We start from the raw sequence: 14,583 nt of genomic DNA, 5'->3' as shown, positions 1-14,583 counted from the left end.
CGGCGCCACCCCCACCCCCGGCCCCACCCCACGAGGGGGCGGGGAAACCGCGTCGTCCGTTCGTCGCTCCGCCGCCTCCCGGTCGCGCCGGATGCTGCGCTTGAGCACCACGAGCTGCCAGATCGCCAGCCCGAGCGGGATCGAAAAGACGAGGCCGATATCGAGGACCGCGGCGATCGGGTGGGTCACGGCGAGACGGGCGCGGCCCCCTCGCGGAAGGCCTCGCGCTCGCGCAGGACCTCGATGAGGTCTAGAACGCGCACGAATTGGCCCGGCAGGTTCCACCAGGCTGGGCTGCGCACCGCCTCGGACGGGCGCTGGACGACCGCCTCGATGATGCCGGCGATCTCCGGCACGGGCGGCTCCCGCAGGAGGGTCGTGCCGCCCAGCGGCAGCAGGGCGCGCGCCATCAGCACCGCCTTGCGCCGGCCCGGCACGCGGGCGCGGCGACCCACCGAATCATGGCCCTCCCGTTCGAGGTCGCGTCCGATCTCGGCATAGATCAGCCGCGCCGCCCGGATCGCCGGACGGCAGCCGGGCGGCAGGCCGCCGATCCCCGCCTCGGAACGCTCGTAGAGCCCGTCGGCCACGGCCAGCAGCCGCGCGATCACGCCCCGGAGTTCGGGCGTCGCCACGGGATGGGCGAGGAACGCCTCCGGATCGATCCCGGCCTCGCGCAGCCAGGCCAGCGGCAGGTAGAGGCGCCCGGCGCGGGCATCCTCGCCGACGTCGCGGGCGATGTTGGTGAACTGCATGGCGAGCCCGAGGTCGCAGGCGCGGGCCAGCACGTCCGGGTCGCGTCGGCCCATGATCAGCGTCATCATGGCGCCCACGCTCGCCGCCACCCTGGCGGCATAGGCGGTGAGATCCGAAAGCGTCTCGTAGCGCCGGCCCTGAGCGTCCCAGGCCAGCCCCTCGATCAGGGCGGCGGGCAGCGCGTGGGGAATGGCGTAGTCGGCGACGATGTCGGCGAGCGCGCGGTCGGCCGGGCCGTCCATCGGCTGGCCGGCGTAGACCCGGACGAGCCGGTTCGAGAGCCGCGCCACCGCCGCCGCCTTGCCGGCCTGCGCCACGTCGTCGACGGCGTCGTCGGAGAGGCGGCAGAAGGCATAAAGGCCGTAGGCGGGCCGCCGCACCGAGGCCGGCAGCAGCGCGGAGGCGGCAAAGAAGCTGCGCGATCCCGTCCTGATCGCCGCCCGGCAGGCGGCGTGATCCGCCGCATCGGCATGACCTGCCGCATCGGCATGGCCCGCCGGCGCGACCAGAACGTCCTCGCGCCATTCGGTTTGGTCGCGCCAATCGGCTTGGTCGCGCCAGTCGGCTTGATCACGCAAAGACACGAGCATCCGGCACCACGCGATCGAGAACCCTGGCGGAGGAAAGGACCCCGGGAAGCCCGGCACCGGGATGGGTGCCGGCGCCGACGAGGTAGAGATTGGCTACGTCTTCGGACGCGTTGTGCGGCCGGAACCAGGCCGATTGCGTCAACACGGGTTCGAGGCCGAAGCCGGAGCCGCGGACGCTGAGGAAATCCGTGGCGAAGTCCTGCGGCGTCGTCACCTTCGAGGTGACGATGGATTCGGACAGGCCCGGCATCACGGTGGCGTCGAGGTGGCGTTCGATCGCCTGGCGATACGGCTCGGCCTCGACCCGCCAGTCCTGGCCGCCGTCGAGGTTGGGCACCGGCGAGAGCACGTAGAAGGCGTCGCAGCCGGCGGGCGCCAGCAGCGGGTCGGTGGCGGTGGGCCGGTGCAGGTAGAGGCTGAAGTCCTTCGACAGGTGCTTCTTGGAAAAGATGTCGTCGATCAGTCCGCGGTAGCGCGGCCCCATCAGGATGGTGTGGTGGGCGACCTGCGGAAACTTCCTGTTCGTGCCGAAGTACCAGACGAACAGGCCCATGGAGGAGGACGCCCGCTTCAGCTTGGCCGCGCTCCAGCGCCGGCGCTTCTGCGGCAGCAGCCGGCCGTAGGTGAAGGCGGAATCGGCGTTGGAGACGACGATGTCGGCATCGATCCGCTCGCCGCCCTGGAGGATCACGCCGCGGGCGGCGTCCTTGCCGTCGTGCGTCTCCACCCGGATCTGCGCCACGTCGGCGCCGCAGCGCAGGGTCCCGCCCTGCCCCCGGATCAGGCTCGCCAGGCCGTCGACGAGGCGCCCGGTGCCGCCCATGGCGAAGTGGACGCCCCAGCGCCGTTCGAGATGGGCGATGAGGCAGTAGATCGCGCTCGCCCGGAACGGGCTGCCGCCGATGAGGAGCGGATGGAAGCTGAAGATGGTGCGCAGGCGCTCGTCGCGGATGTAGCCGGCCACCACGTCGTAGACGCTGCGATGGCCGCTCAGGCGCAGGAGCGCCGGGGCGATGCGCAGCATGTCGGTGACCGAGCCGAACGGGACGTGGCCGAGCTGCTCGAAGCCGAGTTCGCAGATCTCGCGCGAGCGTTCCATGAAGCGTTCGTAGCCGGGCACGTCGCTGGCGGAGAACCGCGCCACCTCGGCGCGCATGGCTTGCGCGTCGCCGCTGTAGTCGAAGGTGGCGCCGTCCTCGAAGCGGATGCGGTAGAACGGCAGCATCGGCGCCAGGGTGACGTCGTCCTCCATCCGCCGTCCGCACAGCGTCCAGAGTTCCTCGAACAGGAACGGCGCGGTGACGATGGTGGGGCCGGCGTCGAAGGTGAACCCGTCCTCCCGATGGACCCGGGCCCGGCCGCCGGGCTGTTCCAGCCGCTCCAGCACGGTGACGCGGTAGCCCCGCGCCCCGAGGCGGATCGCGGCGGCGAGGCCGCCGAATCCGCTGCCGATCACCACGGCGTGAGGCGGCTGGAGCGGGGCGGTCTCGGCGCTGGGGATGTCGGCGAGTGTCAACATAGAGTGACACTAGCAGTGTCAAATTCTCTGACGCAAGCGGTGTTTTTCGCGAGGCGGCCATGGGCCGGCACGGTCCGCGCTCGCGGCCCTCTGGGACGTGCGCGCGCGGCCGGCGCCCCGCAAGGGCGTCGGGGGTAAGGTCGGACGCGCTACCGCGGTGGCGTCAGGCCATGGTGATGTAGTCGCGCATCGCCTGATGCTCGGCCTCCACGGAGGCGATCCGCAGCTTGACCACGTCGCCGATGGAGACGAGCCCGGCGAGCTGGCCGTCCTCGACCACGGGAACGTGCCGGAAACGGCCGTTGGTCATGATCTGCATCAGGTCCTCGACGCTGGCGCTGCGTGCGCAGGTCACCACCTCGGCGGTCATGTGGTCGGCCACCCGCGCGTCGAAGGCGGTGGCGCCGCGGTCGGCCAGGGCACGCAGGATGTCGCGCTCCGACAGGATACCCAACACCACGCCGTCGTCCTCCGCGACCACCAGGGCGCCGATGCGCTTCTCGGCCAGCAGGTGGATGGCGTCGTCGAGATTGCGGTTCGGCTGGATGGTGACGACGGTGCGGCCCTTATCGGCCAGGATGCGCGCGACGGTCATAGGGTCTCCCTCCCTGCGGGATGAACGGTGGCGTGCACCCGAGGATGGGGCACGAAGACGTGCGGCGCGGGTTGGCTCCCGCGCTCGGCAGGGGACGAGTGTGTCGCCGCTGCGGCGATCTGGCAAGCGTGGGCGCCGGCCAAGTGTCGTGAGATGCGGGGCTATTTCTCGTCGAGCGCGAGATCGGTCAACGGATCGGGCGTCGGCGCCGGTCGATCAGCGGCAGCAGGAAGAACCCGATCACGAAGCCGCCCAGATGCGCGTCCCAGGCGATCGACGAGCCGTCGGCTCCCAGCGGCAGCGCGATGACGCCGAACAGGAGGTTCGTGGCCAGCCAGATGACGAGGAACACCACGGCGGTGCGGTTGCGCAGCAGTTCGGGGATCGTCTGCAACGGCGGCGGCACCGGGATCTGCCAGGGCGGGGCTGCGGGGCTGATCAACGGCGGCGGCTGGAACACGAAGCGGGCCGCCGCCGCCATCAGGGCCGAGACCGAGGCCGAGGCTCCGATCAGCGGCGCCAGGCTCATGGGATCGAGGAGGAGATGCAGCACGGCGCCCGCCACCGCCCCGGCCAGCGCCAGCAGGCAGAAGCGCAGGGTGCCGCAGCGCCGCGCCACCGGCGAGCCGAAGGCGGCCAGCCATACGCTGTTGAAGACGAGATGCATCCACGACCCGTGCAGGAGCGCATAGGTGGCGAAGGTCCACGGCATCGCCGCGGGATCGGCCGCGATGTAGCGCGCGAAGGACACGTAGGCGTCGAGGGTGCTCGCGTCCGAGACCCTGGCCGAGGCCGCCGCCACGAGGGCCTCCGCCTGCGAGGGATCCATCGCCACCGTCCAGCGGCCGGGGATCAGGGCGAGGTCGAGGAGGACGGCGAGGTCCCAGGTATCGGGCAGCACGAACTCGCGCAGGGCGTGGATCGCCACCAGGATGCCGATGGCGGCGGAGACGACGCCCGGCATGTTGAAGACGGGAACGCGGCTCTGTCGCGGCAGATCGGGGCTGGCATCCATGGTCTCACCATGTCGTCCGCTCGCCGCCGAGCGGCAACCCCTCGCGGAGGCAAAAAGGCATTCGCCCCGCCCCGCCGGCGTTAACCCTGATGAAAGCTTAATGCGGCGCGCCGATTCGAGCGGGCATAGGCTGTGCGCAATGGAGGCTAAAGGCCCGGTGCGCCGGTGCCGGACCGGATCACCTGATCCAGAATCATACAGGCCCGGCGACGGGCTTGCCAGCGCGGGACACCATGAAGCATCCGACCAGCCGCCTCCTCCATGCCTATTGGGACCGGGTTCGGCGCGATCGTGCCGCGCCCGAACGTCGGGAGATCGAGCCCGGAGCGATCCGCAACCTCCTCTCCGATGCGCTCATCCTCTCCGTCGACGTGCCGGCGGGCAACGCCGCCTTCCGCCTCGCCGGCACCCGCGTCTGCGCGCTGTTCCGCCGCGAACTGCGGGGCGCCGACTTCGCCCGCCTCTGGGGCGAACCCACCGCCGATCCCTGGCGCCTCGTCGAGGCCGTGGCCGTCGATACGGTCGGGATGGTGGCGGGCCTGCGCGGCGAGACCTCCGAGGGCGAGGCGGTCGACCTCGAACTCCTGCTGTTGCCCCTGCGCCACCGCGGGCAGACCCAGTCGCGCATCCTCGGCGCGCTGAGCCCTCAGGTGATCCCGCATTGGCTCGGCCTGCGTCCCCTCGTCCACCTCAGCACCACCTCCCTGCGGGTGCTCGGCCCGGATGCCCTCCCCGCCGCACCCGCCGACGACGTCCTCGATGCCGTGCCCCAACCCGCCAACGACCGGATGCCGCGCCGCCGCGGCCATCTTTTCGTCCATCCGGGCGGGCGGGCCTGACCGCACCGTCGCCCGATTCGCGCGGGCACGGGGCCGGCGAGCCGGCGCCGCGGTGACATCCGCACCCGGACGCGACCGACCGATCATCGGCTGTCGGGCAGGTTGTAGAATCGGTGGCGAGAGCACGCGATCGGCCGGGGAAAAAGTCTTTCGTAACCAAATCCGGCGATGGTCCCGGCATGTCCGGCATGGCGCGGGGGTGACCCGTCGCTGTCCACCGCCGGGCGGACCCCGTCGTTCCCGTCTGCCCGCCGCGGGTCCCGCCGCGACGGCAGGCAGGGCTGGAGCCGTCGCGCGATTGCCATGATCGAGACCGCCATCTCATCGGACACGCCGCGGCCGCACGTCGTGCGCCACGCCGACATGCGCCGCCACCAGCGCGTGAAAGTGGCGCTGCTCGGGCGCTACATGCTTTCCGACCGCCAGGAATACCCCTGCCAGACCGTCGACATGTCCCCCGGCGGCGTTCGCCTGACCTGTGCCGTGCTCGGACAGGTCGGTGAGCGGATCGTGCTCTATCTCGAACAGATCGGCCGCATCGAGGGCACCATCGCCCGGATGACGGCCGGCGGCATCGCGGTGAAGCTGTCGGCCACCCTGCGCAAGCGCGACAAGATCGCCTCGCAGCTCACCTGGCTCGCCAACCGCGAGACCCTCGGCCTGCCCGAGGGCCGGACCCACGAGCGGCTGGTGCCGATCCAGCCCGGCATCGTGATGCGCCTGGAAAGCGGACGCGAGATCGCCGCGCGCATCATCGATCTGTCGATGTCCGGCGCCGCGCTCTCCACCGTGACGGTCCCCCAGCTCGGCGCGAGCGTCACCCTGGGACGCACGCCGGCACGGGTGGTGCGCTATTTCGAGGGCGGCATCGGCGTCCAGTTCATGCTGCCGATCTCGCCCGACCGCTTCCACGAAGGCCTGACGCTCTAGCCGATGCGGCATTCGCGGACCGGGCCCGTGGCCGCCGCGCGTCCGCGACGCCGGGGCGCAGCCTGCGTGCTAGCCCCGTCAAGGTTGCCCATCCGCTAATCCGATCCCGATCATTGTCGTGACCCTGGCAGCCCGGAATTCGGGCTGTCCGCAGGCGGACCGGCCGGCGGCGTGATTGCGTAAAATTGCGCGGATCGGCTTCAGCGCCGCGGAGGGGCCGTCGCCCCATCCTCACCTCGAAGACGAGGTGATGGCGATGCGCGGCGCAAACGTGACGAGACTGGCGGTGTTGGCGGTGGTGACCGCCCTGGCTTTCTGGCCGGCGGCCGTTCTCGCTCAGCCGTCCGCGCCGCTCCCGCCGGTGTCGGTGGCGGCGATGGCCGTGGGCGACGCCCGGCCGATCGCCGCCTGGGTCACCTTCTGCCAGGCCTATCCGGCCGAATGCGCGCTCGACCCCGCCGAGCCGGCCGCCGTGCCGCTCTCGCCCGCGGTCTGGAGCACCGTCGTGTCGGTCAACCGGCGGGTGAACACGTCGCTCCGCGCCGTCACCGACCAGGACCATTGGGGCGTGCCCGACCGCTGGGACCTCGCCGAGGACGGCGCCGGCGATTGCGAAGACTTCCAGCTGCGCAAGCGCAGGATGCTGGCCGCCGCCGGCCTGCCGCGCCGCGCCATGCGGATGACCGTGGTCATCGACGAAAAAGGCGAGGGCCATGCCGTCCTCACCCTGATCACCGACCGGGGCGACTACGTCCTCGACAACAAGACCAGCGAGATCCTGCCCTGGTATCGGACCGGCTACGTCTTCATCAAGCGGGAGAGCCAGGCCGCCGTCGCCTGGGTGTCCCTGGGCGGCGTCACCTCGCCGGCCACCACCGCCAACCGCTGAAAGATCCGATCGGCGAGGGGTCGAGGACGAGAGGATGGTTCTCCCGCCCCCGTGACCGAAAGCCGTATTTTTTCGGAACCGATGCCGGTTTGAGAAGTTAACAAGGCCTTCATTTTTCCGATTGAGTGACGGCCTGGACCGTGCAAACCTCGTGCCTCAGCCCCAGGATGGCGAGGCGATCGTGATGCGGCATACCGGTCTGCACGATATCGGGACGGGATCCATACGGACAATCCCCCTCGCCGTCCCTCTGGCCGGTCGCCTCGCCAAGGCTGTCCAGCTCGCCCTGGCCGGGTCGATCCTGATGCTGGGAGGGGCCAGCGCGGAGCCCGACGCCGTGGCCTCCCTGCCCGACGTGCCGGTCATCGAAGAGGGCGGCGGCGCCAAGCCGGTGGCGGCCTGGACCGCGCTCTGCGCCAGGCTTCCGGCGGAATGCGCCGTCGACACCTCCCAGCCGGCCAACATCGCCCTCAACCCGGCGATCTGGCGCACGCTCTCCAGCGTCAACCGGCGCGTCAACGCCCGGATCAGGCCGATCACCGACATCGCCCATTGGGGGGTCGTCGACCGCTGGGACTATCCCGACGACGGCTTCGGCGATTGCGAGGATTTCCAGCTGCTCAAGCGCAAGATGCTGATCGAGCGCGGCCTGCCGCGCCGGGCCCTGCGCATGACGGTGGTGATCGACGACATCGGTGAGGGGCATGCGGTCCTGATGGTCCGCACCGATCGCGGCGACCTCATCCTCGACAACAAGACCAACGCGATCCTGCCGGGACTGCGGACCGGCTACACCTTCGTGAAGCGCGAGGGGCAGGACGGGATGGCGTGGGTGGCGCTCAACGGCGTCGCCTCACCGGTCACCACCGCGAATCGCTGAGGCTGTCGAGCCCCGCTTTCAGATGCCCGCGATGAAGTGGGCCGCATCGAGGACCAGCCGTCCCGACAGCAGGCTCCAGCCGCAGGCGATCATCGTGGCGATCATCACGAAGGGGATCGGCCGTCCCTCGATCCGGCGGCCGCGCACCGTGTTGCGCAGGATGATGAAGGGGGCGCCGAAGACCAGCACCGGCAGGACGGCCGCGGCGGCGACGCCGCCGCGATCGAGCAGGCTGAAGCTCGCCCGCCGCTCGGTGAACAGTTCGAACGCCGTGGCGAGGAGGCCGGACAGGGCGAGGCCGAGGCAGAGCGTCTGGATCGATTCGACGGCCGACGGGCTGATATCCATGGCTGAGGCGGGCTCCACCCTAGAGGGACGATGGAGCGCACTCTGCCCGAGCGTTTACGAAGTGTTAAGGATCACCTCGCGTTAGGGTAAACGCCGACCACAGGCGATTGGTCGGCCCGCGCTCAATCCTCGAGGTCGATGTCGAGGATCGCCATGGCGAAATTGAACGAGCGGTCGCCGTCCTCGTCGTCCACCGAGACCACGCCGAGGAATTCCTCGCCGATGTAGACCTCGGCCGAATCGTCCTTCTTGGGACGGGGAACGAGGCGGATGTTGGTGTTGGAGAAGGTGCGGCGCAGGTAATCCTGGACCTTCACGATGTCTGTCTTGTTCACGCGGCGACCTCTGGGCGGTGGCCGATGGCGGGTGTCCGCGTCCCCGGTCGGGGAGCGCCCGCCATCGCGATGGGATGGGTTCGGGGCTTCGCTTGCCATGGCCGCCGTGAGGGGGCAACCCGCAGCGGCTGCATCCCAAGCATCATTCCGCGACGTGGTCCGCGGTTCGCGGGAGACCATGATGCGCCATCGAAGAGACCTCGGCTGGCCTTCGCAGGGCAACCCGCGACTGCCTGCCGAGGCCGGTCAGATGCCGTCGGCCATGTGGATGAATTGATCGAGGCTCACGAACTGGTCCATCGCGCGCGAGGGCTCGGCGCATCCGGCGGTGCCGACCACGCGGGCGGGCACCCCGACCACGGTGGTGTTGGGCGGCACCGGCCGCAGCACCACCGAGCCCGCCGCCACCCGGGCGCAGGCCCCGACCTCGATGTTGCCGAGAATCTTGGCGCCCGCCCCGATCATGACGCCGCGCCGGATCTTGGGATGGCGGTCGCTGCCCTGCTTGCCGGTGCCGCCGAGCGTCACCGCGTGCAGCATCGAGACGTCGTCCTCGATCACCGCGGTGGAGCCGACCACGAGGCCGGTGGCGTGGTCGAGGAAGATGCCGCGCCCCACCCGGGCGGCGGGATGGATGTCGGTCTGGAACACCTCCGAGGATCGGCTCTGGAGGTAGAGGGCGAGATCGCGCCGGCCGTGCGTCCAGTACCAATGCGCCAGGCGATGGGCCTGGATCGCGTGGAAGCCCTTGAAGTACAGGACCGGCTCGAGCGCCCGGCTCGCCGCCGGATCGCGGTCGAGCACCGCGACGATGTCGGCGCGAAAGCTCTGGCCGATGCGGGGATCGTCGGCGATGGCCTCGTGGAAGCCGTGGGCGACGAGCTCGCTCGACAGGGAGGCGTGCCCGAGCCGCGCCGCCACACGATGCGAGACGGCCGATTCGAGGCTGGCGTGGTTGAGGACAGTGGCGACGATGAAGGAGGCGAGCTGGGGCTCTTCGCGCACCACCGTCTCGGCCTCGGCGCGCAGGCGGCTCCAGACCGGATCGAGGATCGCCGGCTCGCTGGGGCTGATGGACGGGCTGGCGGACATCGGTGGGCTCCTCGAGGAGGACGCGGGTGACGCTCGGCCGGGCCTCGCCCCGATGCGATCGCGCATCGACGCCGCCGGTCGAGCCATAGCGTGGTGCGCGGCACCCCTGCGATCAAGGTCGCCGCACTTCTATCGCATCGGACCGGACGGTCGCTGCCGGCCTTCGGAGACATCCGATGCTCCGACGATGCGCGAGTGAGCGACGAGCGCCCTCCCTCGGCCCGTCGTGCTCAGCCCGTCGTGCCGACCTGCCCGAACCGGGCCTCGATCGCACCGGCGAGGCGGTCGACCATCACGTCGATGCCGACGTCGGAGGTGTCGACCACCGCCGAGGCGCGCGCATAGAGGGGTTCGCGGCTCAGCAGCACCGCCCGCAGCTCCTGCATCGCCGAGGCGTGGTCGCCGGTGGTCGGCAACTCGCCCTGTTCGCGCACCCGCTGCATGTGCTCCTCCGGCTTGGCCCGCAGCCAGATCGTGAAGAAGGCCTGCAACAGGAGGTCGTAGGTCAGCGGCTCGGCGACGATGCCGCCGCTGGTGGCCAGCACGAACGGTCCGGGACGCTCGGTGAGGCGGCGCAGGGCCCCCTGCTCGAGGCGGCGATAGCCCTCCTGTCCGTAGATCGCGAAGATCTCCTTCACGGACAGGGCGTTCTCGCGCTCGATCTCGGCGTTGAGTTCGACGAAGGTCCAGCCGAGGCGCTCGGCCACCATGCGTCCGAGGGTGGACTTGCCGGCCCCGCGCAGCCCCACGACGGCGACCCGCGGCTGCAGGACCTCGCCGGCCGCCCCCGCCTTGCCCGAGAGGATGCCCTTGGCCAGGGCGATCTGCTCCCCCGACGCGGTGGCGAGAAGATCGCGCACCACCTGCCACTCCGACGCGATGTCCTGGCCGGCGATGAGGTCGTCGAGCCGCACGCCCATGGCGTTGGCGACCCGCCGCAGCAGGATGATCGAGACGTTGCCCTGCCCGCCCTCCAGCTGGGCGATGTAGCGCTCGGACAGGCCCGAGGTCTGCGACAGCAGCTTGCGCGACAGGCCACGGACGGTCCTGGCATGCCGGACCCGGCGGCCGAGCTCGGCCAGGAAGAGCGATTCCTGTTCCACCGCCTCGGTCATGAGGTCGCGCGTCCCTGAACCGACGTCACGATGCACCGGCCGCGTGGCGGTCGGACCGCAGGGGCGTCGGGTGCGCCCTGCCCCGGCCCGGCGGCGAGGCGCGGGACGGTTCGAGGACCTGTGGATAAGGCGTTGCCGTAAAACATCGTTCCGAGTCGACAGGTTGGAGCGTCACCGGTGGCCGGAGCGCCTGCATCCCGCCTGCATGCTATGTTCCACTTCGCATCGCAACATATGGTTTGTGCATGCCGTGATGACACGACCGCCGCTCGGTGGTCCGCCGGGGTCATCCGTGTTTCGCGCTCTTGGCCGGTGATCGGCCACCCGACCGGCGTTCCGTGCCGCCGCGCCCGCCGCAGACGGCCGATATGGCGATCCGGCCCGACGATTCCGCGTGATCCCCGGCCTCGGCGCGGGTCTATTGCACCGACGGGAGCGCCGAGGCCTCCAGCACCGGAGCGGCGGCGGCGGGCTTCTTCGCGACGATCGGTCGCCCGACCGAGGCCAATTGCACGAGGGAGGGACGCCGGGGCGGCAGCGGAACCGCCACGGTCTCGACGATCGTGGCATCGGCCGTCGTCGCCGGGCCCGCAACCACGGCGGCCTCCGGGGACACGGCGGCTGCCGTTGCCGGGACGGACGCGACGGACGCGGTCGCGACGTCGACGAGGAAGGCGGCCGGCCGGCGCGGCGGCAGCGGAACCTCCACGACCTCCGTCGGGGCCGGATCGGTGGCGGCGGACGGCGCGTAGGCGAGTGCCGTGCTGGCGGCGGTCAGGTTGGGGTCCGTGGCCGGACGCAGGCCGAACAGGCTGCCGAAGGCGGCACCCGATTTCGCGGCCGGAGCCGGATCGAGCGCGGCAACGCTGGTGCTGATGCCCAGGCGCTTGGCGGCGTAGTAGTAGCCGCGGCTGTAGTAGCTGTAGGCCTGGATGATGTCGCCCTTGGCGGCGCGATAGGCTCCGGCGAGATAGGCGATGCCATAGCGCAGGTTGGTCTCGGGATCGTAGAGGCCGGCGGCATCGCCGCCGTAGCCCATGCCCCGGGCGGTGGCGTGCTTGATCTGCATCAGGCCCAGGGCCGATCCGCCCTTGGCCTTGGGATTGTAGTTGCTTTCGCGCTTGACCACCTGGTGGACGAAGCTCGACGGCACGCCGGCCGCCTTCGCCTGGGCCTCGATCAACGCGTTGATGTTGTCGCGGGGGACCGCTGCCTGCTGCGCGAGGGCCGGCGCGGACCACAACGTGGCGGCGGCGAGGAGCAGGAGGCGCTGGTTCATGCTGGTCGGGACCCGGTGTGGCGTTGAGCCGTCCGGTCATCGGTCGAGCCCAAATGCGGCCGGAAAGCGGCTCGGGCGCCGTTGCGGGGTGCAAGCACGGCCGTTTGCCTGTGTGTTGTGGCGCACATGACACAGCCGCTCGGCGGCTCCGACCGACCCGCACTCCGGAGATCCGCACATGGTGTCAGGAGGTTGGAGCCGGCCGATGCCGGCTGCGGCGGCCGGGACGGTGCCGGGGGCTCAGGCGCGGGACGCGAGCTCGCGCAGGATGGCCTCCACCATGGCGTCGGGTGATTCGGTGACGGCCGCCACGATCGGGTTCTCGTCCGGGCCCGGCGGCTCGAAGTCGGCGAACTGGCTCTCGAGGAGGGCGGGCGGCATGAAGTGGCCGCGCCGCGCGCCGAGCCGGGCGGCGATCAGCGCGCGGTCGCCGGAGAGATGGACGATCAGGACGGAGTCGCGCCCGCGCACGAGGGCGTCGCGATAGGCGCGCCGCAGGGCCGAGCAGGCGATCACGCCCGAGCGACCCTCCGCCAGGCACCTGTCGATCCAGGCTGCGATGGCCGCCAGCCAGGGCGCCCGCTCGGCGTCGCCCAAACCCAGGCCTGACCGCATCCTGGCGATGTTCCCATCGCTGTGGAACGCATCGCCGTCCGCGAAGCGCCAGCCGAGCGTCTGGGCCAGCAGGGCCGCGATCGTGCTCTTTCCACAGCCCGACACCCCCATCACGACGAGGACGCGGGCGGGTGCGGCGGGCGGCAGCGTCGATGGCATCCGTGCTTCCGTCGTGGACGACTGCGGTCCAACGGACCGGGGGATCGGTTAAAGGGGGGTGAACGATTCGCGCGCTGATGGTGGGACACGGTGCGGGGCGTGTGGGCAACGGGGATGGCGGGGGCGGGCGCCGCTCGCGGTGTGACTGTGACCCACCCGCCACGGACTTCGCGGTGCCGATGGTCTAGGCAGCAGGCTGGCGAAACCGACAGGCTGCCCTGGATGCGTACCCTTCCCTACCTTCTCTTCACCGCGCTGGCGGTGTCGGGCTGCTCGTCGATCCTGCCTGCGGCGGGTCCGACGACGAGCGCCGTTCTGGAGGGGGCGGACGTGACGACGGCGCAGGGGACGTTCGCGCGCTACGAGATCGTCGACCTCGACGCGGCCGTGATCGAGGCGATGCGGGGCCGGGCGCTCGACAGCCTGCTGGCCTCGTTCGGGGACCGGCGGCCCGCGCTCGAACCGGTGATCGGGGTCGGNAGAGGACGACGGCCGAGGACAGCTTCAGGTCGGCCTGGGCCACCTCGGCCTCGCTTCGTCTGTGGCAGAGGCGATGGGAAAAGCCAAAGCCCGAGGCGACCCTGGCGACGATCCTGCTCTCGGGCTGCTCGTCGATCCTGCCTGCGGCGGGTCCGACGACGAGCGCCGTTCTGGAGGGGGCGGACGTGACGACGGCGCAGGGGACGTTCGCGCGCTACGAGATCGTCGACCTCGACGCRGCCGTGATCGAGGCGATGCGGGGCCGGGCGCTCGACAGCCTGCTGGCCTCGTTCGGGGACCGGCGGCCCGCGCTCGAACCGGTGATCGGGGTCGGCGACTACGTCGCGGTCTCGGTGTGGGAGGCGGGCTCGGGCGGCCTGTTCTCGGGGCCGCTGGTGGCCGACCGCTTCTCGGCCGGCTCCAAGTCGGCGATGATCCCCGAGCAGGTGGTCTCGCGCGACGGCGCCATCTCGGTGCCCTACGCCGGGCGCATCCAGGTCGCCGGCCGCCGCACCCAGGACGTCCAGTCCCTCATCGAGAGCGAACTCGCCGGCAAGGCCATCCAGCCCCAGGTGCTCGTCTCGGTCACCCGGCCGATCTCGCAGTCGGTCACCGTCACCGGCGAGGTCGCCGCCGGCGCCCGCGTGCCGCTCTCGGGCAAGGGCGACCGCATCCTCGACGTCGTCGCCGGCGCCGGCGGCGTCAAGGCGCCGGTCAACGAGACCTTCGTGCGCCTCTCGCGCGGCAACCTCACCGCCACCGTGCCGATGACCACCATCGTCTCGAACCCGCGCGAGAACATCTTCCTGCGCCCCAACGACGTCCTCACCCTGGTGCGCGACCCCCAGACCTTCCTCGCCGTCGGCGCGCTCGGYAACGCCACCGAGATCCCGTTCTCGGCCGAGGGCATCACGCTGGCCCAGGCGCTCGCCAAGTCGCGCGGCCTGTCCGACAACCTCGCCGACCCCGCCGGCGCCTTCATCTTCCGCTTCGAGCCCGCCAGCGCCGTGCGCCGCCTCAAGCCCGACAGCCCGCTGCTCGCCACCAACCTCGTGCCCGTCGTCTACCGCATCAACATGCGCGACCCCAACAGCCTGTTCCTCACCCAGGCCTTCCGCATGAGAAACCGCGACCTCATCTACGTCTC

General features: G+C 71.0%; 15 protein-coding genes and 1 pseudogene. 6 read left to right on the top strand and 10 right to left on the bottom strand.

Translation table 11 applies throughout. The features are described 5' to 3' along the window. Positions 1 to 185: 185 nt before the first annotated feature. From ASF39_RS16160 to ASF39_RS16145, 4 genes are all read right to left on the bottom strand, one after another. On the bottom strand, positions 186 to 1,265 hold the full coding sequence (locus tag ASF39_RS16160; RefSeq protein ID WP_056286099.1) for a phytoene/squalene synthase family protein: 1,080 nt from the start codon (positions 1,263 to 1,265) through the stop codon (positions 186 to 188). Between the two features lie 61 nt (positions 1,266 to 1,326). Next, positions 1,327 to 2,865: a phytoene desaturase gene (locus tag ASF39_RS16155; protein WP_056285824.1), complete on the bottom strand. Its 1,539-nt coding sequence runs from the start codon at positions 2,863 to 2,865 to the stop codon at positions 1,327 to 1,329. Positions 2,866 to 3,028: 163 nt separating this feature from the next. Beyond that, on the bottom strand, positions 3,029 to 3,460 hold the full coding sequence (locus ASF39_RS16150; protein ID WP_055888568.1) for a CBS domain-containing protein: 432 nt from the start codon (positions 3,458 to 3,460) through the stop codon (positions 3,029 to 3,031). Between the two features lie 187 nt (positions 3,461 to 3,647). Next, positions 3,648 to 4,475 carry a rhomboid family intramembrane serine protease gene (locus ASF39_RS16145; RefSeq protein ID WP_056285821.1) on the bottom strand — a complete coding sequence of 276 codons (828 nt, stop codon included), beginning with the start codon at positions 4,473 to 4,475 and terminating at the stop codon, positions 3,648 to 3,650. A gap of 233 nt (positions 4,476 to 4,708) precedes the next feature. Between ASF39_RS16145 and ASF39_RS16140 the strand changes: the two genes are divergently transcribed. The 4 genes from ASF39_RS16140 to ASF39_RS16125 all read left to right on the top strand — a co-directional run bounded on the left by ASF39_RS16140 (position 4,709) and on the right by ASF39_RS16125 (position 8,013). After that, positions 4,709 to 5,314, top strand: coding sequence for a PAS domain-containing protein (locus tag ASF39_RS16140; RefSeq protein WP_056285818.1), 606 nt, complete (start codon positions 4,709 to 4,711; stop codon positions 5,312 to 5,314). A gap of 303 nt (positions 5,315 to 5,617) precedes the next feature. Continuing rightward, positions 5,618 to 6,244: a PilZ domain-containing protein gene (locus ASF39_RS16135; protein ID WP_055888562.1), complete on the top strand. Its 627-nt coding sequence runs from the start codon at positions 5,618 to 5,620 to the stop codon at positions 6,242 to 6,244. A gap of 376 nt (positions 6,245 to 6,620) precedes the next feature. Beyond that, complete coding sequence (locus ASF39_RS16130; protein WP_244472449.1) at positions 6,621 to 7,133, top strand: transglutaminase-like cysteine peptidase; 513 nt, start codon at positions 6,621 to 6,623, stop codon at positions 7,131 to 7,133. A 151-nt stretch (positions 7,134 to 7,284) separates the two neighbouring features. Next, positions 7,285 to 8,013 carry a transglutaminase-like cysteine peptidase gene (locus ASF39_RS16125; RefSeq protein WP_244472439.1) on the top strand — a complete coding sequence of 243 codons (729 nt, stop codon included), beginning with the start codon at positions 7,285 to 7,287 and terminating at the stop codon, positions 8,011 to 8,013. Between the two features lie 18 nt (positions 8,014 to 8,031). Here ASF39_RS16125 and ASF39_RS16120 read toward each other — a convergent pair whose 3' ends face one another. The 6 genes from ASF39_RS16120 to ASF39_RS16095 all read right to left on the bottom strand — a co-directional run bounded on the left by ASF39_RS16120 (position 8,032) and on the right by ASF39_RS16095 (position 12,956). Then, positions 8,032 to 8,361 (bottom strand): hypothetical protein, encoded by a 330-nt coding sequence (locus tag ASF39_RS16120; protein WP_055888556.1) that lies wholly within the window; start codon positions 8,359 to 8,361, stop codon positions 8,032 to 8,034. A gap of 122 nt (positions 8,362 to 8,483) precedes the next feature. After that, positions 8,484 to 8,696, bottom strand: a complete 213-nt coding sequence (locus tag ASF39_RS16115) for a DUF3126 family protein (protein WP_055888555.1) — start codon at positions 8,694 to 8,696, stop codon at positions 8,484 to 8,486. Between the two features lie 246 nt (positions 8,697 to 8,942). Then, a complete protein-coding gene (gene cysE / locus ASF39_RS16110; RefSeq protein WP_055888553.1) occupies positions 8,943 to 9,788 on the bottom strand; it encodes a serine O-acetyltransferase in 846 nt (281 codons plus the stop codon). 230 nt (positions 9,789 to 10,018) lie between these two features. Further along, complete coding sequence (locus tag ASF39_RS16105; RefSeq protein ID WP_055888551.1) at positions 10,019 to 10,903, bottom strand: helix-turn-helix transcriptional regulator; 885 nt, start codon at positions 10,901 to 10,903, stop codon at positions 10,019 to 10,021. Positions 10,904 to 11,321: 418 nt separating this feature from the next. Further along, positions 11,322 to 12,182 (bottom strand): transglycosylase SLT domain-containing protein, encoded by an 861-nt coding sequence (locus tag ASF39_RS16100; RefSeq protein WP_055888549.1) that lies wholly within the window; start codon positions 12,180 to 12,182, stop codon positions 11,322 to 11,324. A 240-nt stretch (positions 12,183 to 12,422) separates the two neighbouring features. Continuing rightward, entirely contained in the window at positions 12,423 to 12,956 is a 534-nt protein-coding gene (locus ASF39_RS16095) for a gluconokinase (protein WP_056285811.1), read from the bottom strand. Positions 12,957 to 13,178: 222 nt separating this feature from the next. On the opposite strand from ASF39_RS16095, the pseudogene ASF39_RS22455 reads away from it, so the two are divergent. Continuing rightward, positions 13,179 to 13,435 (top strand): annotated as a pseudogene (locus tag ASF39_RS22455) (sugar transporter); the annotation flags it as partial. A 102-nt stretch (positions 13,436 to 13,537) separates the two neighbouring features. After that, a partial coding sequence (locus tag ASF39_RS16090; protein WP_056286095.1) for a polysaccharide biosynthesis/export family protein occupies positions 13,538 to 14,583 on the top strand: 1,046 nt, incomplete at its 3' end.

Source organism: Methylobacterium sp. Leaf108 (assembly GCF_001423265.1).
Lineage (GTDB): Bacteria > Pseudomonadota > Alphaproteobacteria > Rhizobiales > Beijerinckiaceae > Methylobacterium.
The sequence above is the reverse complement of the archived record's forward strand: the minus strand, read 5'-3'. Positions and strand labels throughout refer to the sequence as shown.

Excerpts from the sequence above, each read along its gene's own strand:
- ASF39_RS16155 (WP_056285824.1), bottom strand. The coding sequence starts at position 2,865 with ATGTTGACACTCGCCGACATCCCCAGCGCCGAGACCGCCCCGCTCCAG.
- ASF39_RS16150 (WP_055888568.1), bottom strand. The coding sequence starts at position 3,460 with ATGACCGTCGCGCGCATCCTGGCCGATAAGGGCCGCACCGTCGTCACC.
- ASF39_RS16145 (WP_056285821.1), bottom strand. The coding sequence starts at position 4,475 with ATGGATGCCAGCCCCGATCTGCCGCGACAGAGCCGCGTTCCCGTCTTC.
- ASF39_RS16140 (WP_056285818.1), top strand. The coding sequence starts at position 4,709 with ATGAAGCATCCGACCAGCCGCCTCCTCCATGCCTATTGGGACCGGGTT.
- ASF39_RS16135 (WP_055888562.1), top strand. The coding sequence starts at position 5,618 with ATGATCGAGACCGCCATCTCATCGGACACGCCGCGGCCGCACGTCGTG.
- ASF39_RS16130 (WP_244472449.1), top strand. The coding sequence starts at position 6,621 with ATGGCCGTGGGCGACGCCCGGCCGATCGCCGCCTGGGTCACCTTCTGC.
- ASF39_RS16120 (WP_055888556.1), bottom strand. The coding sequence starts at position 8,361 with ATGGATATCAGCCCGTCGGCCGTCGAATCGATCCAGACGCTCTGCCTC.
- cysE (WP_055888553.1), bottom strand. The coding sequence starts at position 9,788 with ATGTCCGCCAGCCCGTCCATCAGCCCCAGCGAGCCGGCGATCCTCGAT.
- ASF39_RS16105 (WP_055888551.1), bottom strand. The coding sequence starts at position 10,903 with ATGACCGAGGCGGTGGAACAGGAATCGCTCTTCCTGGCCGAGCTCGGC.
- ASF39_RS16100 (WP_055888549.1), bottom strand. The coding sequence starts at position 12,182 with ATGAACCAGCGCCTCCTGCTCCTCGCCGCCGCCACGTTGTGGTCCGCG.
- ASF39_RS16095 (WP_056285811.1), bottom strand. The coding sequence starts at position 12,956 with ATGCCATCGACGCTGCCGCCCGCCGCACCCGCCCGCGTCCTCGTCGTG.